The following is a 23,433-nucleotide window of genomic DNA, read 5'->3' on the forward strand; positions in this document are numbered from 1 at the left end:
AAACACCATGTCCGTTCCGTACTACGACCCCAACGAGGACCCGCAGGACCCCGGCGCCCCCTCCGCACCGGAGGACCCACAGCCGCCCCGCTCCTTCTCGGAGGACACCACCCTGCACTGGCCCGACCCCGCCCCGCGGTCCGCCGACCGCCCGGAGGAGACGGGGACCGAGTACTACCCCGACCACCCCGCCTCGCAGCCCTCGTACTCCGGATTCGACGGCTCCCTGGAACCGGAGGAGGTCCCGAGGCCCCCCGGCGGGATGGCGGCCGCCGGCAACGACCGGATCCGCATCGCGCTGTGGGGCGCTCCGCGCTCGGGCAAGACGTCCTATCTGGCCGCGATGCCCATCGCCGCGATGCAGCAGCAGCGCCAGGGCCGCCCCAACTGGGTGATCAGCGGGATGAATCCGGAGTCCAACGAGTTCCTCACCTCCGGGGTGACCCAGCTGGCGAGCGACCGGGTGTTCCCGGAGGCCACCGTGGGCGTGCGGTCGCTGTCCTGGTCCTTCCAGGGCGAGGAGACGGCGAACGCCTCGTTCCGCAGGCGCCGCGACGTGGGCTTCGTACTGGAGGTCCAGGACGTGGCGGGCGAGGTGTACGGGAGGGACGTCGAGCACGCCCTGCGCCCCCGGGTCCTCGACCAGCTGACCCGTTCCCAGGGACTGATCTACCTCTTCGACCCGCTGCTCGACGGCGAGCAGTCGACCAACAGCTTCGACTTCCTCTACTCGATGCTCAATGAGCTCAACACCCGGGTCCGCAACGCGGGCCGGCTCCACCGCAACCGGCTGCCGCACCACGTCTCCGTCTGCGTCACCAAGTTCGACGACCCCAAGGTGTTCCGCCCGGCGGTGGAGGCGGGCTGGGTGACGCAGGACTCCGTGGGTTCCCGGCTGCCCCGGGTGCCCGCCGAGCAGGCCGCCCCCTACTTCCAGTGGCTGTGCGACGAATTCCGGGGCTCCAACGCCCGGCTCGTACGGGACGGGCTGCTGAACTTCTTCCACCCGCAGCGCATTTCGTACTACGTCTCCTCCGCGATCGGCTTCCGGCTCAACCCCCAGCACATCTTCGACTACCGCAATTACCTCAATGTGGAGACCGTCGACCACGTCCCCCGGATCCGCACCTCCCCCGTACCCATCAACGTCCTGGAACCGCTGACCGAGCTGGAGAGCCGGATCCGGACGGCCGCGCGCAGGCGGCGGCCGTGGTGAGCGACCGGTCCGGCGCCGCGGGGCTGCCCGCCGAGTGGGCGGTCCTGGGCAAGCACCCGGGCCAGAGCATGGGGTACGAGGTGCTGGCCGGCAGCCTGCCGAACACCCGCGCCCAGCGCTATCTGTGGAGCGCCACCACCGGGACCCCGGACGCGCGCGAGCCGGCCGGCGGACTGCCCTGGCGGGTGTTCCTCAGCGGCGCGGAGAAAGAGACCGGCTCGGTCTGCGCCGTGGTGGACACCAGCTGGGACGGCTCCAAGGACGGTACCGGCAGGCCCAGTTACACCTGGCGGCTGCTGCTGCTCGAATGGAGTGCGGCCAGTCGCGCCGGGGTGACCTGGACCGCGCTGGACCGGGCCGTCTCCCTGGCCGCGTCCGACTCCGTTCCCCGGGCCGCCACCGTGACCCCGGTGCGCACCCCCGCCGCCGAACTGGCGGACACCGTGGACCGGCTGGGCTTCGAGTGGGCCGCCGGGATGGCCGCCCTGCTGCTGGACGGCCACCAGCTGGTGATCACTCCGCCGCCCGGCGGCGCCGTCCCCGACGTCGCGGAGCGGGTCCGGATGCTGGACGCCGTCTGCTCGCTGCTGCCGTACGGCTGCCGTGCCTGGCTGAGCGGCGCCACCTGGGCCGGCAAGGCCGAGCACGGTCTGCGGCTGGTCTTCGCCGCCGCCGCGCGGACCGGGCAGCAGGAGGTGGCGCTGCGCACCGGCCGCCCGCCGGCCCCGCAGGGCGAAGCGGCCCGCACCTATCTCGGCGAGCTGCTGCGGGTGCGGGCGAAACGGGAGTCGACCACCGACGTGGTGGCCCATCTGCTCGCCGCCACCACCGCCGTCGCGCTGCGCGAGCCCGGCACGGCGGTACGCGTCCTCCAGGAACTGGACCTGCTGGACTCCGTGCTGAACGACATCCGGCTGGGCCGCGGCAGGGTCGACGACGTACAGCGGCTGCTGGACCTGCAGGCGGCCGGGTCGCTGGACGAGCAGCGGCTCGGGATCCTCGTCTCCTTCCTGACCGAGTGCGCCCGGCGACCGGACGGCGCGGCCGCGCGGGCCGTGCTGACCCGGCACTGGACACCGCGGGTCCCGGACCTGCTGGCCGCCGATGTCGTCTCGCGCGCGGCGTCGAAGGAGACGCTCACGCTGGCCAGGGGGTACCTGGAGCTGCTGCGCGGTCTTGAGGGGCCGTATCCGGGCTCGTTCGAGCGGCTGTTCACCGCTCTGGCGACCACCGAGAGGTACGACCCCGCCTGGGTCGGGTCGCTCGCGTACATGGTGGAGAGCAAGTTCGGGCACATCTCCGAGGCGGTCGACCGCATCCTGGTCGACTCGCGCGAGGCCGGACTGGCCTGGCTGCAGATGCTGTTGCGGGACCAGAACCGGGTCCGCGACCTGCGGCCGCTGTCGCGCCTGGTGGCGCTCGCCGGGCAGGTCCGCGTCGAGAACAGACCGGGCTGGCTGCGCTTCGCCGGGGTCCTGACCGGGCAGACCGGTCCGGCCGAGGTCTTTCCGGGCGACGCCGCCGAGTTCGTCTCGGCGCACGAGGACGCGTGGCGGATCGCTCTGGAGACCGCGCGTCAGCACGGCCGGCCGGGCGTGTTCGGCCTGATGTGGGACGTCCTGCGGCAGGCTGTCGGCAGTGGCGGGCAGCGTGACGTACTGCCGCTGCTGGACGCCCTGCTGCCGCCCGGAGCACCGGACCTGCTGCCGGAAGCGGCCGCCGACGCCGACCTGTTGCGGGTGCTGGCCGGGCTGAACGGTGCCGATTCCCGGCTCGCCCTGTCGATGTCCCGGCTGCGGCGGCTCTCCCCCGACCCCGCCGTTCTCGACGCCTACGCCGCCGCGGTCGCACGACGGACGGAGAGCGACCCCGCGTTGAAGGACCGGGTGGTCGAGGCGCTGCTCGGCGACGAGCCGGACCCCGGCAACTCCTGGGCGGTGCTGTCCTGGTGGATCCGCCGGCAGCCCAGCACCGAGGAGACCGTGCGGAACGGGCTGGCCCGGCGGCTCGCCTCGGCCGACTACTCCCGCTGGGTCGGTATCGACCTCCCCGACGACCTGGTCGACAGCCTGGTCTACCGCAGCGGCCTGGGGTGGCTGCGCCCGGTGCAGCGGTTGCGGGTCGCCGCCCGCGGCCGCGCCGAGGTGAGCGAGTTCAGCCGCATCATCGCCGACGCCTGCCCCGACCGCCGGTTCTCCGGCCCCCTGCTGGACGAGATCGCCTCGCTCATCGGGGACTTCGGGGCGTGGTGGGCCTTCGAGCTCACCACGGAGCTGGACCAGCGGCTGCCCGGTCTCGGGTTCGCGGTGTACGAGGCGCTGGGCAGCAGCCCGTTCCACCGGGAGGTGCGCGACCGGCTGGTCCGGTACAGCGCCGACGAGGAGAACCGCCACCGCCGGATCCTCGGGGCGCTGCGCGCCGCCGCTCCCGGCCACGACCGGCCGCCCCAGCGCCCCGCGTACCGTCCGCCGCCGAACCCGGCCGCCGGCCCCGTCCCCGGCGCCGCTCCGGCCGCGCCGCCCCCGTCGCAACCGCAGCCGCCCACCGGGTACGCCGCGCACCCCGAGCACCCCGACGACCGGACCGTCGCCCAGCAGTACCAGGCGGACGACCAGCCCCGCGGCCTCCTCGGCCGGCTCAAGAAACGGGGGCGTCCATGAGCGGCGTCGCCCTCGACATCGGCTCCCGGTACGCCCGGATCGCCCGGGTGGGCGCGCACGGGAAGCCGGAGCTCGTCGAGTTGCCGGGGGCGGTCCCCGGCGAGGGGCTGCCGGTTCCGGCCGGGGAGGGCGGCGGGCGTGACGCCGCCCTGCGCGCGGCCGGCTCCGCGTACGTCCGGGAGCACGGCGTCCCTGGCCGGATGGTGGTCGTCGCTCCGCGGCGGGACCGGTCCGGGCCGTCGCCGGGTCTCGGGGCCGACGCGTCGGCCTGGCTGCACGGGGCCGGCCGGACGCCGCCGCTGAGCGTCCTGAGCACCCCGCACGCCGTGCTGGCCCTGCTGCGGCACGCGGGGACGGCGACGGCCGGCCGGTACGTGGTGTGCGACCTCGGTGCGGCGGCGGCCGAGGTGTCGGTGTGCGTGGTGACGGCCGGTGCGGTCGCGGTCGCCGGGTCCGCCCGGCACGCGCCCGCGGACGGGTACGGGACCGGTTTCGAGGCGGCTCTCCTGGCGGAGGCGGGCCTGCCCTGCGACGAGGCGGGCCGCCGGGTGCTGGCCGGGGTCCGGGCCGAGGACGGCGCCGCGCTCCGTCTGGACCTGGCCCTCGACCGCGCCGGACGCAACCCGGAGCGCTACGACGCCACCGCCGTCCACCGCGTGGCGGGGCGCGACATCACCGCGGGCACGGTCCGCCTGGCCCTGCGCCGGCTAGCGGCCGGGCTGGACCTGGCGACGGCCGAGGCGCTGGACGGCGCCGCTCCCGCTCCCGCTCCCGCTCCCGCGGAAGAAGCCTCTCCTGCTGAAGAAGCCGCACGGCCGCCCGCGCGGGCGGCGGTCGGCGGGCTGGTCGCCGTGGGCGGCACGGCCCGGTTCGCGCCGCTGCTGCGGCATCTGACGGGCGGCGGGTGGCCGCTGGTGACGCTGCCCGCCGGCACCGATCCCGCGCTCGCCGCGGTGTACGGCGCCGCGCTCGTCGCGGCCGGCCTGGCCGACCCGGCGGACCGCTATCCGTACGCCGTGTGCGTGGGCGCCCACCGGACCGTGGCGGGGCTGACGGAGAACCAGGAGCTGCTGGTCTGCGGGGCCGGGCTCCTGGAGCCGGGCGGCGCGGCGGTCTTCGCCGAGGCGGGCGGGGAGCGGCTGCGGGTGCGGACCGGGCCGGCGGGAGCAGCGGCCGGGCGGCCCATGGAGGTACGGGTGCGCAATCCCGAGGGCGCCGTGAGCGTGCCCGTGCGCACCCTGGCGCTGCCCGATGGCGCCGAGGACGACCGTTTCCATCTGGGTGTCCGCCTCGCCGTGGACGGGACGGCCCGGCTGGTGCTGCGTCCGCTGGGCGCGGGGCCGCCCACGGAATTCCCGCTCGGCGAACTGCCGACCGATCTCAGGACCGATCCCGAGGGAGTGCGTCTGTGAAGCACACCAGCCCGTCATGGGCGTTCCGGTTCGGGCGCGGATGCGCCGTCGTGCTCGCGGCGGCGCTGCTGGCCGCACCGGTGACGGCCGCGCACGCGGCACCGGGCGGCCAGGACCCGACCCGCGCCGAGATCTACCGGGCGCTGGCCCTGGACCAGGCGCCCGGCGACCATGTGATCCTCGTGGACACCTCCGGCTCGATGGCGCAGGGCGGCCGCTACAACACCGTGCGTTCGACCCTGCGCAGGTTCCTGGACGGCCTCACGCCCAAGGACCATGTCGCGCTGTTCACGTTCGACTCCCGGCCGGAGCCCCGGTACATCGGCGCGGCCGGGGACACCGCGAGGATCGTCGCGTCGCTGCCGTCCGGGCCGAACCCGGCGGGTGACACCGACATCGGCGCCGCGCTGAACGCCGCGCTGACCGAGCTCGGGCGGGACGGCGCCGCCCCGGTGGCCTCGGTCGTGCTGCTCACCGACGGCGAGCACCACCCGCCGCGCGGCTCCCGCTACCCCACCGCCTCGGGCACGCCCTGGACCCAGCTGCACCAGCGGGCGCAGGCCCTCACCGCCCGCACCGAACTCGCGGGATACGCGCTCCCGTTGAGCAGCGGGGCGACCGGCGCCGATCTGCTGGGCAAGGTCGTCGAGGACACCTCGGTGCTCCGGCCGCAGAACATCCAGGACCTCGGCGGGTACCTGGCGCGCGCCGGCGACCGTGCGCGGGCCCGCAAGGCCGCCGGGCTGCTCGCCGGGGACGCGGAGCGGGGCGTGCGCGCCGACTGGCAGGACACCGGCGGGACCGATCTCAGCAGCGGATCGGCCACCGCGAAGCTCACCCTGCGGTCCACCACCCGCCATCTGCCGCTGACCGTCGACGGTTTGCGGGCCTCCCTGACGGGTCCGTCCGTGGCGATCGCCGGACTGCCCGGCCGGGTGACCCTGGAACCGGGCGAGTCCCGCACCTTCGAGGTGCGGCTGACCGGCCGGCTGGCGGGGAGCCCGCTGCCGTACCGGCGTACCGAACGCGCCGATGCCACGCTGCGGCTGACCGGCCGGGTCGGATCGGCGTGGGAGCGGCCGCTCGCCCCGGACGTCGGTCTCGGCATACCCCGTGCGGTGCACGTCGAGCGGAAGACGGTGCCGCTGCGGGCGACCGCCGGTTCGGTGGTCCTGCTGCCCGCGCTGGCGGCCGCCCTGGTGCTGGTGGCGGTCGGGGCGTGGCTGTGGTGGCGGCGGATCAACCGGCCGCCGCTGCACGGTGTGCTGCTGGTGGCGCCCGCGTTCGGCGAGCAGCTCCCGGACCGTGTGGTGCTGGCGGGCCGCCGTGGGGTGCTCGGGCCGCCCGCGGTGGGCGGGCACGGCCGGGTCGTGGGCAGGCTCCGGTCCACGGAGCAGGGGCCGCGGACCGATCTGCGCATCTGGTACACGCCGGACGGTTCCACCGCCCGGGAGACCGTCGCCACCTGCGCCCCGGGCGGCAGGGTCGTCGTCGGCGGGGTGTCGTTCACCTATGTCGCCGACCCGGGCCCCGCTCCGGCCGACGGGTGGGCCCGGTGACCAGCACCGCGCTGAACGTGGCGGCGACCCGGGTGGGCACCGAGGTGCTGGGGCCGGGGGTGCGGTCCGTGCTGTGGGTCCAGGGCTGCCCGTTGTCGTGCGCCGGGTGCATGGCGCCGGACTGGATTCCCTTCCGGCCGGCCCGGAGCGCCGAACCGCTTGAGCTGGCCGAGGAGTTGCTGGCCGATCCGCGCGTCGAGGGCCTGACGTTCTCCGGCGGCGAGCCGATGGCGCAGGCGGCCGGGCTGGCCGAGGTGGCGAGGGCGGCGAAGGCGGTCCGGGACGTGTCGGTGATCTGCTTCACCGGCCACCGGCTGGAACGGCTGCGGAGCCGGCCGCCCGGCCCCGGCGTGCGCCGGCTCCTCGACGAGACCGACGTACTGATCGACGGGCCGTACGTGGCGGCGCTGGACGACGGGCGGGGGCTGCGCGGCAGCTCCAACCAGCGCGTCCATCTGCTCACCGCACGGTACGCGGACGGCGGTTACGACTTCGTGGGCCGGCCCCGGGCCGCCGAGATAGCCGTCAGCGGACCGGAGGCGCTGCTCGTCGGGGTGCCGCCGCCCGGCCTGATCGGCGCCTTCGACCACGCGGTCGACACCGTTCGCGCCCGGCTGGCCGGCCCGGTGCCTCCCCACGCATCCGAAGGACGGGAACCCCACCATGAGCGGTAGGAAGCGCATCCAGGTCGACGAGTCGGAGTGGTACCGCATCCAGCGCCAGGCGCAGCAGCTGAAGGAGGTGAAGCGGAGCGTCCCCCGCCTCGTCGACGCGGTGCGGGAGCAGACCGCGGCCGACCTGGACCGGGTGTTCACCGAGGTCGAGCAGCGGCAGCAGCGGCACGAGTCGGTGGTGCGGGAGCTGAGCGAGCAGACCCGGCGGCTGGAGGCCGACACCGCGCAGCAGCTCAGCCGCCAGGCCGCTCAGCTGCGCGGGGAGCTGGCCGCGTCCGCCGGGCAGCTCCGGCAGGAGACCCGGCAGCGGCTGGCCGAACAGCAGGAGCGGACCCGGCGGGCGATCGCGGCCGAACGCGCCGAGCGGCGGGCCGAGACGGCCCGGCTGTCCGCGGAGATCGAGTGGTGGAAGGAGGACCGGACCCGGGCCGGGCAGCTGGTCGCGGCCTGGCTGTCCGACGCCCGTGCGATGGCCGGGGCGATCACCGCTGCGGGGCTCCACGAGCGGTACGCGCCCGGTGGGCTCGACCGGTTGACGGGCCGGCTGACGACGGCGGAGCAGAACGCGGCGCAGGGCAGGTTCGACGCGGCGCTGGCGATGGCGCAGGAGACGTACCACTCGCTCAGCGAGCTGCGGGCGGAGACCGAGCAGCGGGAGCTGGAGCGCTGCACGGCGCAGATCGCGGCGATCGACGCCCTGGTCACGGTGGCCAACGCGATCGAGGGCAGCCGGATCCAGCCGGTCGTGGGTCCTGACGGGCAGCCACTGGACGGGTACACGGTGGACGTCGGCTACTGGTCGGACGGCGAGGTGGACCGGCTGCGGCAGGAGACCGAACAGGGGCTGGCGGGCGCGCGTGACGACCGGACCGGCACGGAGGAGCTCCGCCGGCTGCGGGAGGAGGAGGCGCCCAGGCTGGAGAAGGCGCTCGGCGACACCGTGGGGCAGGCGTGTCTGCGGCATCTGTCCTCGCAGATCCGGGTGAACCTGGCGGACGCGGTGACCCAGGCCCTGTCCGCGATGGCCTACTACGAGTTCGTCGACGGCGAGTACGAGGACTCGGACCCGCGCGGCTCGTACTACGCCAAGCTCCGCCACGCGAACGGCAACGAGATCGTGCTCGACATCTCGCAGACCGACCGGGACTCCGGACAGCACGTGGTGCGGGTGCTGTCGTACGACCACGACACCACCGCCGAGGCCGAGCTCCACGACCGGGCCGAGATGGTCAGCCGGGCGATCCAGGACGACGGCCATCCGGTGCCGGCGGCGCCGGTGTCCGAACCGGGGGCGCCCGACCCGAGGCTGCCCGACATCGCACGCCACCGCGAACAGCCGCGGCGTCCGGCGGAGGGCGGCGCATGACCGAAGGACCGCCCGCCTTCCCCGGGCCGGTCGTGGAACGTTTCGACGGGGCCGACCTGCGCAGCGGTGAGCCGTTCACCATCTTCTACGGGCCGGGGGTGAGCGATGTCTTCGTCGACAGCGCCTACCAGGTGTGCACCCTGGAGCAGGTGCTGTGGCGGCGGCTGCGGGCCGCCGGTTACGAGCGGATCGTGTTCAGCTCGACGGACCATCCGCTGTACTTCCGGGACGCGGCCTCGCGCGACCTGTCCCGCAGCAACCCCGCCCGGAAACAGCTCCCGCCTCCCGGGCCGCGCACCATGCGCACCCCGGGCATGCGGGGCCCGATGGGCAACCTCCGGGTGACCGGTGCAAGCGGCCCCGGCCCCACGGCCCGGACCGGTGCCGAGGCCACCGCCGGTCCGCCCCGTCCGGCATCCGCGCTGTCGGATCCGTTCGCCGTCATGACGCTGGCCGACTGTCTGAGGCAGCGTGACATCCGTACGGCCGTCGTCGTCCCGCACGCCGAGAACTACCTGCGCTACAACCGGGCGTCCCGGCCGCTGGCCGGTGCCATGGCCAACTGGGCCGCACAGCACGACAACGGCAATCTGTGGGTGCTGGTCTTCTCGAAACCGACGCTGGAGGACGTGGCCAGGTTCGTGGAGACGTGTCACGACTACCCGCTGCTGGAGACGTACGTACGCCAGCAGGCCCGGCAGCCGGGACGGCCCGGCACCGCCAGGATCGACTGTCCGCGGGCGGCCGAGACGGAGCGGCTGATCCACGCCGTGCGGCTGCGCACGGGGCTGCGGATCGAGGACTGGCGGGAGCTGGACACCATGGTCCGGGCCATGGCGACCCATCCTCGCAAGGCACGCAACTGGATGGCGACGCTGGAGACGCTGGCCGCTTCGCCCGGCTCCGCGTTGAGCGCGGCGGCGGTGCGCGAGGCGGGCGCTTCCGTCGCCCCGGCCGACGCCCGCGGCCCGTGGGAGCAGCTGGCGGCGATGCCCGGACTGGACGTGGTCCGGGACCACTTCGAGCAGCTGCGGGCCGAGGTCGAGACGGTGGCGGTGCTGCGCGCCGACGGCCGGGTCGAGCAGGCCGAACCACCCTCCCTGCACCTGGTGTTCACCGGCAACCCGGGCACCGGAAAGACCACGGTGGCCCGCCTGGCCGGGGAGCTCTACCGCGATCTGGGGCTGCTGGAGCGGGGGCACGTCGTCGAGGCGAGGATGCGGGACCTGGTGGCCGGTTACGTCGGTCAGACGGCGGGGCTGAGCGACGCGACGATCGACGAGGCGCTGGACGGGGTGCTCTTCATCGACGAGGCGTACGGGCTGAGCGACCAGAGCGACGGGTTCGGCGACGAGGCCGTTCAGACGCTGCTCACGCGCATGGAGAACGACCGCGCCCGGCTGGTCGTGATCGTCGCCGGGTACCCGGACAAGATGGCGGAGTTCCTGGCCGCCAACCCGGGTCTGGCGAGCCGGTTCGCCGAGGACAACATCCTGCGCTTCCCCGACTACCCGCCGGACACCCTGCACACCATCGCACTGCGCCGGCTGACGGAGCGCGGCGGCCAGCCCTCGGACGAGACGGAGGAGAGCCTGCGGGAGATCATCACGGGCATGCACCACGTCCGGGGCGACTCCTTCGGCAACGCCCGCGACATGCGCACCCTCGCCGACAGCGTCTTCAAGCGGTGGGCCCGCCGGGTGCGCGGCCGGGTCGCCGAACCCGTCACCCCCGAGGACGTACCCGCGAGCTACCGCGCATTCCTGCGCCGGCCCGCGCCGGACCCCGCGGAGCTGCTCGCCGAACTCGACGCGTACGTGGGGCTCGGACCGGTGCGCGAGGTGCTGACGAACCTGGCCGGGCGGCTGCGGCTGCGGCAGGCCCGGGGCCAGGACGCGTTCGCCCCGCCGCATCTGCTGTTCACCGGTCCGCCGGGGACCGGCAAGACCACCGTGGCCCGGCTGGCCGGGGCGATGTTCCGCGATCTGGGGCTGCTGCGCAAGGGCCATGTGGTGGAGGCCGGCCGCGCCACCCTGGTCGGTGCCTATCTGGGGCACACCGCACGGCAGACACGGCAGGCGGTGGAGGAAGCGATGGACGGGGTGCTGTTCATCGACGAGGCGTACAGCCTGGTGAGCGACGCCCGGCACGGGGGTTTCGGCCAGGAGGCGATCGACACCCTGGTCCAGGAGATGGAGAACCGGCGGGGCCGCCTCGTGGTGATCGCGGCCGGCTACCCCCGTGAGATCGACGCCTTCCTGGCCGCCAACTCCGGCCTGCCGTCCCGCTTCACCACCCGTGTGGAGTTCCCGCACTACGGCATCGGCGACCTGGTCGAGATCCTGCGCCGGATGGCCGCGAGCGAGCGCTGCACCCTGGCCCCCGGTGTGCCGGACCGCGCCGCCGCCTGGCTGGAGGCGACCCGCCGGGCCGGCCCGGCCGAGTTCGGCAACGCCCGTACGGTCCGCGGCCTGCTGGAGCTCATGGAGGCCCGGATGGCCGCCCGCTACGACTCCGGGGGCGCCGGCCAGGCCGTCCCCACGGAGTTCCTGCCCGAGGACGTCCCCGAACCGCCGCCCTGAGCGGCGGCCCCTGCTCGCAGCCCGCGGGCACGGATCGCGGTGAGTGCGGCGGAGCTCTCAACCGCTGCACCAGAAAGGTGATTGCGGGACAGCCCTCAGGCAGCCCCGTCCGGCCCCTCGTACTCCGCCCGGAACCTGCCCAGCTCATCCGCGACAGCCGCCAGCCAGTCACCAGGGGTGCAGGGCTGTGGCGGGTCCACTTCCATCCCCAGCTCCGCCACGGCGAGGGCGTAATCGGATTCGTCGAGGTGAAGCGCGAGGAGTTCATGCAGTTCGCCGACGAGTCGGGCGACCAGTCGGGGGTCGGTCGACTCGGAGTAGTCGCGCACGGCCTCCTCGTGGTCCGCGAACTCGTCCGGCATGTCCTGGGAGAACCAGCCGCCCAGGAACTGGCCCAGTTCGGGGAAGCGGGCGTGCCACTCCCAATGGGTCAGGGGGGCCGAGGGCTTGGGGGCCGCACCGTCCTCGATCGACTGCTTGATGTGGTCGGCGACGGTGAACAGCCAGTTCTGGACATCCGATTCGGGCAGGCCGACGTCCGGGACCGGGTAGAACTCTCCGAGGCTCAGACGCAGGCGGCCCGGTGGATTGCGGGCGTAGTCGCGGATCTGCTTTTCGGCTGTGGCCAGGGCCCAGGGGCGGGTGTGCCAGGTGTGGCGGAGGTAGGCGTGGAGGGCCTCGCTGGGCCTGTCGGGCTCTTCGGCGGCGGACATGCCCAGGTAGGCGCTGATCACCTGGTCCAACTCACCGTAGCGGCGGTCGAATTCAAGGGGCTTCATGGACACGGTGGCGCAGCCTCTACAGGTAGATCGGGACGGTGGTGAGGACGACGAAGCCGTGCGGGCTGCTCGGCTCACGCCTGAGGACCACGCGCGCGGCCCGTACGTCCACCGGGTCGCGTCCGGCGAGCATCATCGCCTGGAGCAGGACCCGGCCCACCGGCTCGTCGCGGGACGGCCAGGCGGCCTCGATGGTGAGGCGGGAGCGGGTGCCCTGGGCGAGCCAGCGGTGGATGTGCTGTTCGTTGCGGGTGACGACCTGCTGAGTTGCCCAGTGGGCGGTTTCGCGGTCGGGGTAGGTGGCGGATCTGGTGAGCACTCGGCTTCCCGGCTGGTTGCGATCAGGTGGACAGGAAGTTCCAGAGAACGGCGACTTCGTCGTCGTTCACGACGATGAGCCCGGCGTCCCAGTCGTACTGGCTGAAGGAGTTGTACCCCCGGCTGGACTGGCGGTAGAAGTCGGGGTGGTCGCCCTTCCAGGAAAGGTTGGTGTAGAAGCGGGTGCCGCCAGCGAAACGTGACAGGATCACATCCGCCCGGCGCTCCCGCTCCGGCCTGCGCTTCTCCCAGTTCAGCGACTCCGTGAGGTCCGTACGGCTGGTTCCGGCTCCGAGCAGGACGATCAGCGACCGCACGGACGAACGGGGAAGTTCCCACACCATCGACCGATAGCGTTCCACATCTTCAGGGGTCGCCGGTGTACCGAGCCACGGGAACAGCGGGTCCTCCAGGCGCTCCTCCTCTCCCTCGTACGGGTCGATGGACTCCCAGCCCCGCGGGTCCTGGAAATCGAGCCGCATGATCGCCCCTGCGTCCAGCCACCATTCATCGTGTTCGCGTGCACCGACACCGACGAACGTGCACAGCCGCTCGTACAGTTTGAGAGCATCCGACCACGCCTGAGCGTCGAGCATGTCTTCCTCCATGGTTCGCTCCATCATTCAGGCGCCGAGGTGTAGACGACGAACGGCGGGTCGAGGTCGGGGTCGTACTTGAGCTTCGTGGTCACCCCGTGAGCGGCCCTGGCGGGCTTAACCACGTCGTTCTCTTCATCCACCTCGACGGTGGTCCCGGTCACGGCCTTCCCCGCGAGCGGGCCCTCACCGGTCACCTCGGACACCGTGAAGGACTTGTTCAAGGGGTTCGGAGGCGGATTCTTCAGCCAGTCCTGGATCTCCTGGGTGTTCTCGCGAATGTTGTACTGAGTGTATTTCTGCGCCGATTCCAGGTCGGGGAAGGACGAAGCGGTGAGAATGTTGTACCTGCCGTTCGCGCGCTGCTCGTCCTTGATCCGCTGCAGAAGCTGATCGTCCGTCTTGCCCACATGTTTGTCGATGGTGTGGGCGCCGTTCAGCCCCTCGTTCGTCGCCAGATCGAGGGAGTACATGTACGGGAATGGGCTCTCCCCGCCGATCTGCCACCGGTGCTCCTTCTTGAACTCGTTGAGCGAGCGGGCACCGAAGGCACTGGCACGGGCGATCTCGGCGTGGTAGGTCGGCGCGCTCGTGCTCGCGATCTCCAGTTCCGGGAGAAGAGCCTTGAGCGTGCCCGCGGCCTCGGTGAACTCCTTGTGGTACTCGGCGACCACCCTGTCGCACCCTGCCTTGTCCATGTGGGACCGGAATGAGAGCACGATCCGCCCGACGATCCCGCCGACCGCCAGCCTGGTCAGGTTCGAGAAGCTCAGGTCGGTGAGTTCCGAAGCCGTGGCCTTCGCCGCGTTGATTCCCGCCTGACTCGTGAACGCGGTGGTCTTGTCGCCTACGTCGCACAGATGGTCGAGAACCTTCGCGATCTCATCCGCCGACTTCTTCAGGACGTCGATGATGGGCCGCCTCTTGTCCGGCGTGACGTCCTTGCTGGTACGCCATTGGCGTCCCGTCTGGCTTCGTTCTCCCGCGGTGTCCAGCTGCCGGCCCCACGCCGTGGTGCCCCAGATCGTCTGGCCGAAGGACCGCATGGCCGCCTGCCACTCGCCCTTGTCCTTGGGATCGGTGATCCCGGCGATGGCAGCGTTGCAGTCGTCGGAGGCCTTCACTCCGTCGGAGGCGATCTTCCGCCACGCCTTGGCCATGTCCCGGACCTCGTCCTCCCTGATGCCCGGGGTGATCTCGTGCACCTTGCCGAGGCGGAGACCCTTCTCGATGGCAGGTCTGATGATGTCCGCGAGGAAGTCCGGGAACTCGCCGATGACCCCGGAGATCCACCAGGAGTCGACGTCCTCCCCGGTGCCCGACCACTTGATGGGATTGACGGGTCCGTACCGTGGCGGCTTGTTGATCACCACCGGCTCCGGCGTATTCCTCGGCTGCGCACCTTTCGCACCGCCGACCTGCCACTCGGCCAGAACGTAGTGGTTGGCGGTGTGGTTCAGGCCGATGGACGCCCCGCCGACGCTGACCACGCTGCGGCCCCACACTTCAAGGAACTTCGAGGCGACTTCCATGTAGGCGTCGGCGAACGCGTCCGCGCCCCGGCCCGTACCGGCGCTCTGGTTGTACTCGTTGAGTACGTCGACGAGGAGGAACGCTCGCTCCGCATGGGCGAACTGGGCTTCCTTCAGCAGGTCGGCCGCATGGTGGACGTGCACCGGCTGGACGTCGTAGCCGCCGTTCGCCGACGGTGAGGGCGGGGTGCTCATCAGGCGGCGCCCCAACCCCGCAGCACGGCCTGGTGAGCCGCCGCGTAGTTGATGTGCCCCGTGGTGACGACCTCGTGCAGCCACTTCTGCGCCGCGCGCAGGTCGTCCGCGGAGTGGTCCCACTTGTCGAGCTCGTCGATGAAGACCTCGCGGGCTTCGCCCTCCCAGGTCAGGACAGCCTTCTCGGCCCGGCCGTACAGCAGGTCGAGCTGCTCGTTGAGCTTCTTGAGGATGCCCTCAAGATCGCCGGAAAGCCGTTGCAGCGTCGCGAAGTCGACCGTTATGTGCTCGTTGTCCGTCATCATTCCCCCGTACTCAGAACTCGGCGAGCCGGCTGCTCGGAGCCGTCGGCGGTGCGGTGTTCGGCGTCGACAGCTCGTCCACCTCCGCCTTCACATCCGTCCCGGTCTGGACCTGCCGCAGCTGCTCCATGATGTCCAGATCCTGCTCCGAGAAGCCGTCCCGGCTCAGACGCACAGCCTGCTCAAGGCGCTGGATCACCATGCGGATCCGTACGGCGTCCTCGGCCACTCCTCGGTGCAGATCCCGGTAGGTCTTCGCGGCCGGGCCGCGCCACCCCGCCTCGATGCTGTCGACGATCTCGTCCATGCGTTTGACCTGCTTGTCCAGGTACGTCTGCATGTCGTCGAGGTCATTGGCGAGCTTCGTCAGCCGGTCGCTGGATGCTCGCAGGCGGGACTGTCCGCCACCTTCACCGCTCATTGCTCCCCCGTGGCATTCCACCGCCAACGCCGGTTACCCGTCGGCCACTTCAGTCACGCTATCAACTGCGTCATCGGCCTCGTCGGCCTCGTCGGCCACGTTCGGCACCCGAAGATGATCACCGCGTGATCGATCGCTGCCCCGTGTCCGTCCCACGGCCGCCCGACAGCGTCGGGGGCGACCGCGCCACAATTCGGACCGGGATACCTCACACGCCCGCGAGCGGGTCCCGGAGCGCCGGGGAACTCGCCCGCGAACTCGCCCGTTCACTGAACGACCGAAGGATAGATCTGCAGGGCGAATGACGGGGACCCCAGTGGCACTGTTCGGCAACGCGCACACCATCGATCCGGGCAAGGCGGCGCGGGAGTACGCCCGGCTGCTCGGCCAGGACGAGCAGGTCCACGGCGCCTATCAGCTGATACGGGACGCCGTCCTGCTCACGAACCGGCGCATGATCCTGATCGACAAGCAGGGACTGACCGGCAAGAAGATCGAGTACCACTCGCTGCCGTACCGCAGCATCACGCACTTCTCCGTGGAGACGGCCGGCCACTTCGACCTGGACGCCGAGCTGAAGATCTGGGTGTCGGGGAGCGCGACACCCATGGAGAAGACCTTCACCAAGGGGGTCAACATCTATGAGGTGCAGGCGATTCTGACGCAGTTCGTCGCGCGCTGACTGCCAAGCGGCCGCCAGGCCTTCGCCTCCGCGAGTCGGAACGCGCACCGCACCACCTTCCCGGAGTTCCGCCACCCCGCGCTCTGCCGGGCTTCGATCTGCCCAACCTGAGATCCACAGACACACAGCAGAACATCACCACAGTCACCGGTAGAGCTCACAACCGCCCTGCCAGTAACCGTGATTGCAGTGCTAGCCGGCCCACGGGACGGTGAATCGCCCCTCGCGGTCCTGGGCCTCACGCTCCGTCAGTACCTGCCGGAGCGCCTCGTCGGCGGCGCGCAGCCGGTTCTCGATGTCGGCGGTGGCGGCTTCCACCTCCGCCAGGGAGAGCCGCTGCCGAGCGGTGCCGGTGCCCGCGGCCGCCCCCTGGGGCGAGGCCAGCGCTCGGGCCAGCTCCCGGTCGACGGCCGCGTACTTCCGCAACGAGGCGATCCGCGCACCGCACGCGTCCCGGATCTGCGTCAACCGCTCCTCGGACCGGGCGAGTTCGGTGGCCGCGTCCTGGCTCTCGTGTTCCTCGGCGGCCAGTGCGTGCTGCGCGGCGGCGGCCCGTTCGAGGAGCTGCCGGGTCTGCGGCGTGAGTGCGGCGAGCTGGTCGTCGGAGAGCCGCACCAGGGCGTCGCTGCTGGTGCGCAGCGCCTCGTCGACCCCGGTGTCCCGGCCCCGCAGGGCGGCCAGCCGGTCCGCGATGACCTGCTGCTGCTCCTGGAGGGCGTCCAGGGCGAGCACCAGCCGTTCCAGGCGGCGCAGTTCGTCGACCTGCCGGCGCAGCGCCCCGTGCCGGGCAAGCCGGTCACGCAGCTCCTCCTCGGCAGCGGCGAGCTCGTCCAGCGCGGCACGTTCGCTCCCGACCCGGTCGGCGACCTCGGCGAGCTGCCGCATCAGCTCCTCGGTGCCGGCCGCGACCTGGTCCCCGGGCCTGGCGGCGGCCAGCAGTCCCGGCAGCACGTCGGCGAGCGCACGGCTCTCCTCCAGCGCCTCGTCCAGGTCGTACAGGGCGGCGAGCGCATGGGCACCGCCCGCACCGCCGTCCACCGCGCCCAGCGCCGAAGCGGCCCGCCGGAACGCCTGCCCGAGCTCCCGCAGCGCGTCTGCGGCTTCCGTCCCGCCCGCCCCGCCTGTCCCGCTCGCCCCGCCCGTCCCGGCGTACTCCAGCGCGGCGGCCCCACGCCCGGCGATCTCATCTCCGGCATCGTTCACGACGGTCTCCGTCCCCCGGGTACGCCGACTCGGCGAGGCCGTCCCGGCCGCACCGAAGGTGCATCATCGCATCCCCGAATCCTGCACCGGTCCGCTGTCACGGCCATTATGATCGACCCACCGAAATCCCTTGCTCCGCTCAATCACCTTCATTCCAAGGGGACTTGATGACCGAGGTAGTGTCCTTCGACGGACCGGACGGGGCCTCGCTGCAGGTCGAGGTGGCCGATGACGCACCGGGGCTCGAACGGATCTCCCGGGAGTCGGGCGAGGTCGTCCGGGCCGGTCGCCGGCTGGAGGACGCCCTCGCCCAGGCCCGGCCCGCGATCCGGTCGGTGGTCGAATCGGTCCGGGCGCTGGGGCCGGACGAGTACGAGATCGAGTTCGGGATGAAGTTCAACGCCGAGTCCGGGGTGGTGATCGCCAAGACGGCGGTGGAGGGCCACTTCGCGGTCAAGGTCCGCTGGACCCGGCCCGACCCGGACCGTACGGCCTGAGCCCGGTGTCCCCCGACTGGGAGCGTCCGCCCTGGTTGGTGAGCATCCGCAGGACCGGGCAGGGCGACCCGGTGGGCGCCGGACTGCTGGTCACCCCGCGGCACGTGCTGACCTGCGCCCATGTCGTACGTCCCGGCAGGGCTCCGGACGTGCCCGAGCAGCCGGTCTTCGTCGGGTTCCAGTACGCGTCGGAGCACGAGCCGCTGCCCGCCTGCGTGGTGCCGGGCGGCTGGCATCCCGACACCGGGGACGGGACGGGCGATGTCGCGGTGCTCGAACTCGGCGCGCCCGCACCCCCGGAGGCCCGGCCGGCCCCGCTGCGGACCACCGACCCCGGCACCTGGGACCACCGCTTCCGGGCCTACGGCTACCCCGAGGAGCACCGGCGCCGGGGCATCCCGGTGCGGGGCGAGATCATCGGCCACGCGGGCAGCGAGTGGCTCCAGGTGGAGGCCGCCCCGCACACCGGCTGGGGGCTGGAGAAGGGCTTCTCCGGCTCCCCCGTGTGGGACGTCAACAGCGGGGGCGTCGTCGGCATGCTGGTCGCCCGCGACAGGGTCACCTCGGTGGACCGGCGCACCGCGTACGCGATCAGGGTCGAGACGCTCGTCCGCTACTGGCCGGAGCTCGGGCAGCACGTCAAGGGTGCGAGCGGCACCGAGTTGCGGGACCGGCTGGAGAGCCTGCTGTGGGTCCCGCTGACCGGGGACGGCGAGATCCCCCGGGTCGACGAGGTGGACCCGTACGACATCGGGGTGGCCCGCTCCAAGTACGGCGGCTCCGGCAGCGGCGGTCCGGGCGCCGGCGCTCCGTACGTTCCCCGCCGTGCCCAGGACGACCGGCTCGGCGAACTCGTCGCGGGCCGGCGGTTCGTGGTCCTGGTCGGGCGCTCGAAGGCGGGCAAGTCGCGGACCCTGTACGAGGCGCTGGTCCGTACGGTGCCGGGCGCCCGGCTGGTCGTGCCGCGCCCGGACGACTCGGGGCGCCGGGTCCTGGACGATCTCAGCCGGCTCCGGCTGCCCACCGGATCCGACCCCGTGGTGCTCTGGCTGGACGATCTGCACCGCTATCTCCGGCCCGGCGGCCTCGATCTGCAGATCCTGGACCGGCTGGCCCGGCAGGAACCGGCCGTCACCGTCGTGGCGACGATCCCGGCTGCGCAACGGGCCGCGCTGACCGGGATGGAGAGCGAGATCGGCCGTATCGCGCGCACTGTCCTGAACAAGGCGAGCACCGTCGAACTGCCGTCGCTGCTCGCCCCCGAGGACGCGGCGACCGCCCGTGAGACGTACCCCGAGGAGGACTTCACGGCCCGGGGCATCGGCGAACTCATGGTCGCCGCGCCCAGCCTGGAGCAGCGCTTCGCGGACGGGATCGACAGCTGCCCGGCCGGGTGGGCGCTGGCCAGGGTGGCCCTGGACTGGCTGCGCATGGGGGTGGCCGAGCCGGTCCCCGAGGCCGCGCTGCGGGAGCTGTTCGCCGCCTATCTGGCCGAGCACCGCCCGGATCTGGACGCCGACGAGAGCGCGTACCGCATCGGTCTGGCCTGGGCCCGCGAACCGGTGACGGGCACCATCGCGCTGCTTCACCGCACGGGGGCGCCCGACGGCCCCGCGGAGTACGCCGGCACTCCGTACATGTCGGAGTACCTGGACACCCGTGACGACGATCCCTCGGCCGCGGTGCCCCGCTTCGCCTGGGAGTACCTGGCGAGCCGCCGGACGGCCGCCGAACTCCTGCCGAGCGCGTACACGGCGCTGGTCCGGGGCGAGTCGGAGACCGCCGAGCGGATGCTGCTGCGGGTGGCGGACGGCTCGGACGACCGGGACGGCGCGGCATGGGCGATGCTGGTGCTCGGAGAGATGTATCTGTACCGGGCGGAGTTCACGGCGGCGGCGGACCGGTTCGAACGCGCCGCCGCCACCACCGTGGACAGTGTGGTCCCGCTGGCGCAGGTCATGCTGGCCGAGATCCTCATGATGGCCGGTGACCGGGACCGTTCGCGGCAGTTGCTGGAGAGCGCCGTGGGCGCCCTCGACCCCCAGCTCTCCCAGATGGCCCAGGTCAGCCTGGCGGCCCTGCTCTTCGCGGAGGGCGAGAGCGATCGGGCCGAGGGGCTGCTGGAGTCGATCGTCGCCGCCGGGGACCACGAGGTGGCGCACCGGGCGCAGGCACAGCTGGTCAACGCGCTGACCGGGGCCGGTGAAGCAGCCGGGGTGCGGACCGGGCACGTGGCGGGCGCGGACCGGGTCAAGTCCCGGGTGGGTACGGGCATTTCGCGCGGCGGTGCGGCGGAGCCCGTCGAGCAGCCGTGGGCGCTGTCCCGGGCGATGGGCGAGTCGATGGCGGGGCAGGTCACCGCGGTGGCACGGGCGAACCTCGGCGGGGTACTGGCCGGCCGGGGAAAGCTGGACCGTGCCGAGGAGGTGCTGCGCTCGGTGCTGGCCGGCGGACAGTCGCACGCGGTGCCGCTGGCCCAGGTGGGCCTGGGCGAGTTGCTGATGGTCCGCGGCCGGGCCGAGGAGGCCGAGCGGATCCTGCGGGAGCTGATCGCCTCCGGCAATCCCCTGCTCGACTCGTACGCCAAGATCCTGCTGGCCGTGGTGCTGCACCCGCAGGGCCGGATCGAGCAGGGGATGGCCCTGCTGCACGAGGCGGCCGCTTCCGGCCATCCCGGCCACGGGCCGCGCGCGACCTGCGGGCTCGGCGAGTGGTACGCCAATCAGGGGGATCGTCCCGCCGCCGAGGAATGGTTCGGGCGCGCGATCGCCACCGGCCATCCGGACTGGTCGGCGATGGCCCGGATCGAGTTCGCCGTCGTGCTCGCGGCCCTGGACGAGGACCTGACCCGGCCGACGGAACTGCTGACGGCCGTCGTCGACTCGGCCCACCCCAACCTGGGCCCGTACGCCGCCGCCGTCCTCGGCGCGATCCTCGCCCTGCACGACCGCGTCGAGGACGCCGAGCGGGCGTACCGCACCGCCATCGACTCCGGACACCAGCACTGGTCCCGGACGGCCCAGGTCGACTTCGCGGTCCTGCTCGCCAACAAGAAGGGCGACGGGGCGGCGGCAGCAGCCCTGCTGACTGCCGTCATCGACTCCGCGCACCCGCATCAGGGCCCCCGTGCGGCCGACTTCCTCGGGGACCTCCTCGCCCTGGACGGCCGCGTCGAGGAGGCCGAGCGCGCGTACCGCGTCGCCATCGACTCCGGCCATCCGCAGTGGTCGCTGATCGCCGGCATGGACCTGGCCGTCATGCTCGCCGGTGCCGGGGACCACGAGCGGGCGGAGGGCCTGCTGCGGGGGGTGGCCGACGCGGACGACGCCACGGCCGTGGTCTGGGCGCGCGCAGTGCTGGGCACGGTGCTCGTCGCCATGGGCCGACGGGAGGAAGGGCTGGGCGAGTTCCGGGCCGCGGCAGCGGCGGACGCCGGTGCCGCCTCCCAGTTCGGACGGTTCCACCTGGCCAAGTGCCTGATCGAGGACGGCGAGGGCGAGGCCGCCGAGGAGCTGCTGCGCACCGTCGTCGGGGGCGAGCCGTCCCAGGTCACCGAGGTGGCCCGCGCCTATCTGGCGGTGCGGCTGCTGCACCGGGAGCCCGGCGCCGCGGGCCAACTGCTGGTCCGGGAGGAGGACTCGGACGACGAGGAGGGCCTCGCCCTCGCCTATCTGCGTGCGGCAGAGTATCTGCTGGACACCGGGGAGGTGCAGGCATCCGGAGAACTGCTCCAGGCGGTCCTGGAGTTGGCGGGCCCGCGCACGACCCCCTGGGCCGGCGCGCTGCTCGGCGTGGTCCGGCGCTCCGTCAACGACCTCGAATCGGCCCGCAGCCTGCTGACCGACGCCCTCGCCGCAGGCGACCCGTCCGTCGACCCACTGGCCCGCCGCTACCTCGGCAGCACCCTCTTCCGCCTGGGCCTGCTCCCCGAGGCGGAACGGACCCTGCTGCCGCTGGCCCACTCCCAGGACACCGAGCACCGCCCGCAGGCACTGCTCCTGCTCGGCCGGGTACTGGCCGCGGACGGCCGCCCGCAGGAGGCGTACCCCTGGCTGGAGCAGGCCATCGAGTGCGCGGACACCGAAACCGCGGCCGAGGCGCGCGAGGTCTACGCGGAACTACTGCTGAGCGAGGGCCATCAGTCGCGGGCCCGCGACCTGCACGCACCACCGGCACCCCCCGCCGAGCCGCACCACCCCCACACCCCCACTCCATCCCCTCCCGCTTCTGCCCCCGCTTCTGCCCCCGCACCGCACCCGCACTCGCTCCCCACGGCCCTGCTCACACTCCTGGGCGACGTCGCGCACGCGGAGGGCGAGGAGGAGGAAGCCGCGTTCTGGTACGCACTCGGCGCGGCGCGGTCCCCGCGTCACCAGTGAGCCGGAACGGGTGTCGGCCGGCGCCGCCGTCACCCGACGAGGGCCTCCCAGGTCTTCGGGCCCGCCTTGCCGTCGACGACCAGGCGGTTGACGCTCTGGTAGGCGCGCACGGCCGAGTTGGTCACCGAACCGAAGTCTCCGTCGACGGCAAGTCCCGCGCTGTGCTTGTTCAGCACCGCCTGAAGGCCGCGCACATGCGCTCCGGAGCTGCCCCGCTGGAGCGGGTAGACCAGGCTCGGCCAGGTCTTCGGACCGATCTGACCGTCCGCCACCAGACCTCGGGAGGACTGGAACTTCTTGACCGCCTTCACCGAGACCGAACCGTAGTTGCCATCGGCGACCAGCGCGGTGCCGCGCCGGGTGATCAGGTACTGGACGGCCTTCACCGTCGCGCCCACGGCGCCGGGGTCGATGGCCGGCCAGCCGCCGCCCAGGTCCACACCCCGTGCGGCGAGGTACGACACCGGGTTGACCGTGGAACCCAGCCCTCCGCTGTGGGTCTCGAAGTGGAGGTGGGGGCCGGTCACCTTGCCCGTGGCACCCATGTCGGCGATGCGCTGCCCTGCGGCGACCTTGGCGTTCAGCGGGACCCGGAACGCGCTGAGGTGCCCGTAGTAGGTGTACCGCCCACCGCCGTGCGCGATGACCAGGCCGTTCCCGGTGCGCCCCGACAGGACACCGGTGCCGCGACGTACGACGGTGCCGGCGGCCGCGGCGTAGACGGCGGTACCCGTCGAGTTGGTGACGTCCTGACCCGCGTGCGGGTAGGGGCCGCGCGGGGCCCCGTAGTAGCCGCCTGCGGGAAAGTGCCCCCGCGCGGGGTTGCACCACCGGCCGTCCTTGAGCGTCGCCGCCGCGGCCGACGAGGTCAGGGCCGGCACACCCGTCAACACCACCCCGAGCCCGGCGCCGACGCCGAGCAGCAGCTTTCTGCGCGACGGACCCGCCGGTCGCAGACCCATCAGTTCCCCAGCGGCTCCGTCGGCCGGACCGCAGTGCTCACACATGTCCCGTCCTCCTTGAGTTCCACGCGTTCTACGCGTGTTGCTTGGCGAGAGCC

At 72.7% G+C, this 23,433-nt stretch carries 18 protein-coding genes; 10 read left to right on the forward strand and 8 right to left on the reverse strand.

What is annotated here, in order from left to right:
• Positions 1-7: 7 nt before the first annotated feature.
• Genes ACFYY1_RS24135 through ACFYY1_RS24165 form a run of 7 tightly spaced genes read left to right on the forward strand, consistent with a single transcriptional unit; the run spans position 8 to position 11,469 of the window.
• The gene (locus ACFYY1_RS24135; protein WP_388588959.1) at positions 8-1,216 is read left to right on the forward strand and encodes a hypothetical protein; all 1,209 of its coding nucleotides are present in this window, start codon (positions 8-10) and stop codon (positions 1,214-1,216) included.
• Entirely contained in the window at positions 1,210-3,876 is a 2,667-nt protein-coding gene (locus ACFYY1_RS24140) for a hypothetical protein (protein WP_388588961.1), read from the forward strand. The genes ACFYY1_RS24135 and ACFYY1_RS24140 overlap by 7 nt, the downstream gene beginning before the upstream one ends.
• Entirely contained in the window at positions 3,873-5,288 is a 1,416-nt protein-coding gene (locus tag ACFYY1_RS24145; protein WP_388588962.1) for a hypothetical protein, read from the forward strand. Before ACFYY1_RS24140 ends, ACFYY1_RS24145 begins: the two co-directional genes overlap by 4 nt.
• Positions 5,285-6,847 (forward strand): VWA domain-containing protein, encoded by a 1,563-nt coding sequence (locus ACFYY1_RS24150; RefSeq protein WP_388588964.1) that lies wholly within the window; start codon positions 5,285-5,287, stop codon positions 6,845-6,847. Before ACFYY1_RS24145 ends, ACFYY1_RS24150 begins: the two co-directional genes overlap by 4 nt.
• Positions 6,844-7,521, forward strand: a complete 678-nt coding sequence (locus tag ACFYY1_RS24155) for a 4Fe-4S single cluster domain-containing protein (protein ID WP_388588967.1) — start codon at positions 6,844-6,846, stop codon at positions 7,519-7,521. Before ACFYY1_RS24150 ends, ACFYY1_RS24155 begins: the two co-directional genes overlap by 4 nt.
• The gene (locus tag ACFYY1_RS24160; protein ID WP_388588970.1) at positions 7,511-8,887 is read left to right on the forward strand and encodes a hypothetical protein; all 1,377 of its coding nucleotides are present in this window, start codon (positions 7,511-7,513) and stop codon (positions 8,885-8,887) included. The genes ACFYY1_RS24155 and ACFYY1_RS24160 overlap by 11 nt, the downstream gene beginning before the upstream one ends.
• The gene (locus ACFYY1_RS24165; protein ID WP_388588971.1) at positions 8,884-11,469 is read left to right on the forward strand and encodes an AAA family ATPase; all 2,586 of its coding nucleotides are present in this window, start codon (positions 8,884-8,886) and stop codon (positions 11,467-11,469) included. Before ACFYY1_RS24160 ends, ACFYY1_RS24165 begins: the two co-directional genes overlap by 4 nt.
• A 95-nt stretch (positions 11,470-11,564) precedes the next feature.
• Here ACFYY1_RS24165 and ACFYY1_RS24170 read toward each other — a convergent pair whose 3' ends face one another.
• From ACFYY1_RS24170 to ACFYY1_RS24195, 6 genes are read right to left on the reverse strand one after another with little or no spacing between them, the layout of a single operon-like run.
• Positions 11,565-12,254 carry a contact-dependent growth inhibition system immunity protein gene (locus tag ACFYY1_RS24170; RefSeq protein WP_388588974.1) on the reverse strand — a complete coding sequence of 230 codons (690 nt, stop codon included), beginning with the start codon at positions 12,252-12,254 and terminating at the stop codon, positions 11,565-11,567.
• Positions 12,255-12,267: 13 nt separating this feature from the next.
• On the reverse strand, positions 12,268-12,567 hold the full coding sequence (locus tag ACFYY1_RS24175) for an RNase A-like domain-containing protein (protein ID WP_388588975.1): 300 nt from the start codon (positions 12,565-12,567) through the stop codon (positions 12,268-12,270).
• Between the two features lie 22 nt (positions 12,568-12,589).
• Complete coding sequence (locus ACFYY1_RS24180; protein ID WP_388588978.1) at positions 12,590-13,174, reverse strand: hypothetical protein; 585 nt, start codon at positions 13,172-13,174, stop codon at positions 12,590-12,592.
• An 11-nt stretch (positions 13,175-13,185) separates the two neighbouring features.
• Positions 13,186-14,889 (reverse strand): RNase A-like domain-containing protein, encoded by a 1,704-nt coding sequence (locus ACFYY1_RS24185; protein WP_388588980.1) that lies wholly within the window; start codon positions 14,887-14,889, stop codon positions 13,186-13,188.
• Positions 14,889-15,191: a WXG100 family type VII secretion target gene (locus ACFYY1_RS24190; protein WP_388588983.1), complete on the reverse strand. Its 303-nt coding sequence runs from the start codon at positions 15,189-15,191 to the stop codon at positions 14,889-14,891. The genes ACFYY1_RS24185 and ACFYY1_RS24190 overlap by 1 nt, the downstream gene beginning before the upstream one ends.
• Before the next feature lie 13 nt (positions 15,192-15,204).
• Positions 15,205-15,612, reverse strand: coding sequence for a WXG100 family type VII secretion target (locus ACFYY1_RS24195; RefSeq protein ID WP_388588984.1), 408 nt, complete (start codon positions 15,610-15,612; stop codon positions 15,205-15,207).
• A 316-nt stretch (positions 15,613-15,928) separates the two neighbouring features.
• Here ACFYY1_RS24195 and ACFYY1_RS24200 point away from each other — a divergent pair, with 316 nt between their 5' ends.
• Positions 15,929-16,294 carry a PH domain-containing protein gene (locus tag ACFYY1_RS24200; RefSeq protein ID WP_388589165.1) on the forward strand — a complete coding sequence of 122 codons (366 nt, stop codon included), beginning with the start codon at positions 15,929-15,931 and terminating at the stop codon, positions 16,292-16,294.
• Positions 16,295-16,486: 192 nt separating this feature from the next.
• Here ACFYY1_RS24200 and ACFYY1_RS24205 read toward each other — a convergent pair whose 3' ends face one another.
• Positions 16,487-17,497 (reverse strand): hypothetical protein, encoded by a 1,011-nt coding sequence (locus ACFYY1_RS24205; RefSeq protein ID WP_388588987.1) that lies wholly within the window; start codon positions 17,495-17,497, stop codon positions 16,487-16,489.
• Between the two features lie 167 nt (positions 17,498-17,664).
• On the opposite strand from ACFYY1_RS24205, the gene ACFYY1_RS24210 reads away from it, so the two are divergent.
• Positions 17,665-17,994: a CU044_2847 family protein gene (locus ACFYY1_RS24210; RefSeq protein ID WP_388588988.1), complete on the forward strand. Its 330-nt coding sequence runs from the start codon at positions 17,665-17,667 to the stop codon at positions 17,992-17,994.
• A gap of 38 nt (positions 17,995-18,032) precedes the next feature.
• On the forward strand, positions 18,033-22,373 hold the full coding sequence (locus ACFYY1_RS24215) for a tetratricopeptide repeat protein (RefSeq protein WP_388588990.1): 4,341 nt from the start codon (positions 18,033-18,035) through the stop codon (positions 22,371-22,373).
• 29 nt (positions 22,374-22,402) lie between these two features.
• Here the strand turns inward: ACFYY1_RS24215 and ACFYY1_RS24220 are convergent, their stop codons facing one another.
• Complete coding sequence (locus tag ACFYY1_RS24220) at positions 22,403-23,269, reverse strand: peptidoglycan-binding protein (protein WP_388589166.1); 867 nt, start codon at positions 23,267-23,269, stop codon at positions 22,403-22,405.
• Between the last annotated feature and the right edge of the window lie 164 nt (positions 23,270-23,433).

This window comes from Streptomyces sp. NPDC001890 (genome assembly GCF_042891445.1).
In the GTDB taxonomy this organism is placed as follows: Bacteria; Actinomycetota; Actinomycetes; order Streptomycetales; family Streptomycetaceae; genus Streptomyces.

Excerpts from the sequence above, each read along its gene's own strand:
- ACFYY1_RS24210 (WP_388588988.1), top strand. The coding sequence starts at position 17,665 with ATGACCGAGGTAGTGTCCTTCGACGGACCGGACGGGGCCTCGCTGCAG.
- ACFYY1_RS24185 (WP_388588980.1), bottom strand. The coding sequence starts at position 14,889 with ATGAGCACCCCGCCCTCACCGTCGGCGAACGGCGGCTACGACGTCCAG.
- ACFYY1_RS24190 (WP_388588983.1), bottom strand. The coding sequence starts at position 15,191 with ATGACGGACAACGAGCACATAACGGTCGACTTCGCGACGCTGCAACGG.
- ACFYY1_RS24145 (WP_388588962.1), top strand. The coding sequence starts at position 3,873 with ATGAGCGGCGTCGCCCTCGACATCGGCTCCCGGTACGCCCGGATCGCC.
- ACFYY1_RS24180 (WP_388588978.1), bottom strand. The coding sequence starts at position 13,174 with ATGGAGGAAGACATGCTCGACGCTCAGGCGTGGTCGGATGCTCTCAAA.
- ACFYY1_RS24165 (WP_388588971.1), top strand. The coding sequence starts at position 8,884 with ATGACCGAAGGACCGCCCGCCTTCCCCGGGCCGGTCGTGGAACGTTTC.
- ACFYY1_RS24135 (WP_388588959.1), top strand. The coding sequence starts at position 8 with ATGTCCGTTCCGTACTACGACCCCAACGAGGACCCGCAGGACCCCGGC.
- ACFYY1_RS24195 (WP_388588984.1), bottom strand. The coding sequence starts at position 15,612 with ATGAGCGGTGAAGGTGGCGGACAGTCCCGCCTGCGAGCATCCAGCGAC.
- ACFYY1_RS24160 (WP_388588970.1), top strand. The coding sequence starts at position 7,511 with ATGAGCGGTAGGAAGCGCATCCAGGTCGACGAGTCGGAGTGGTACCGC.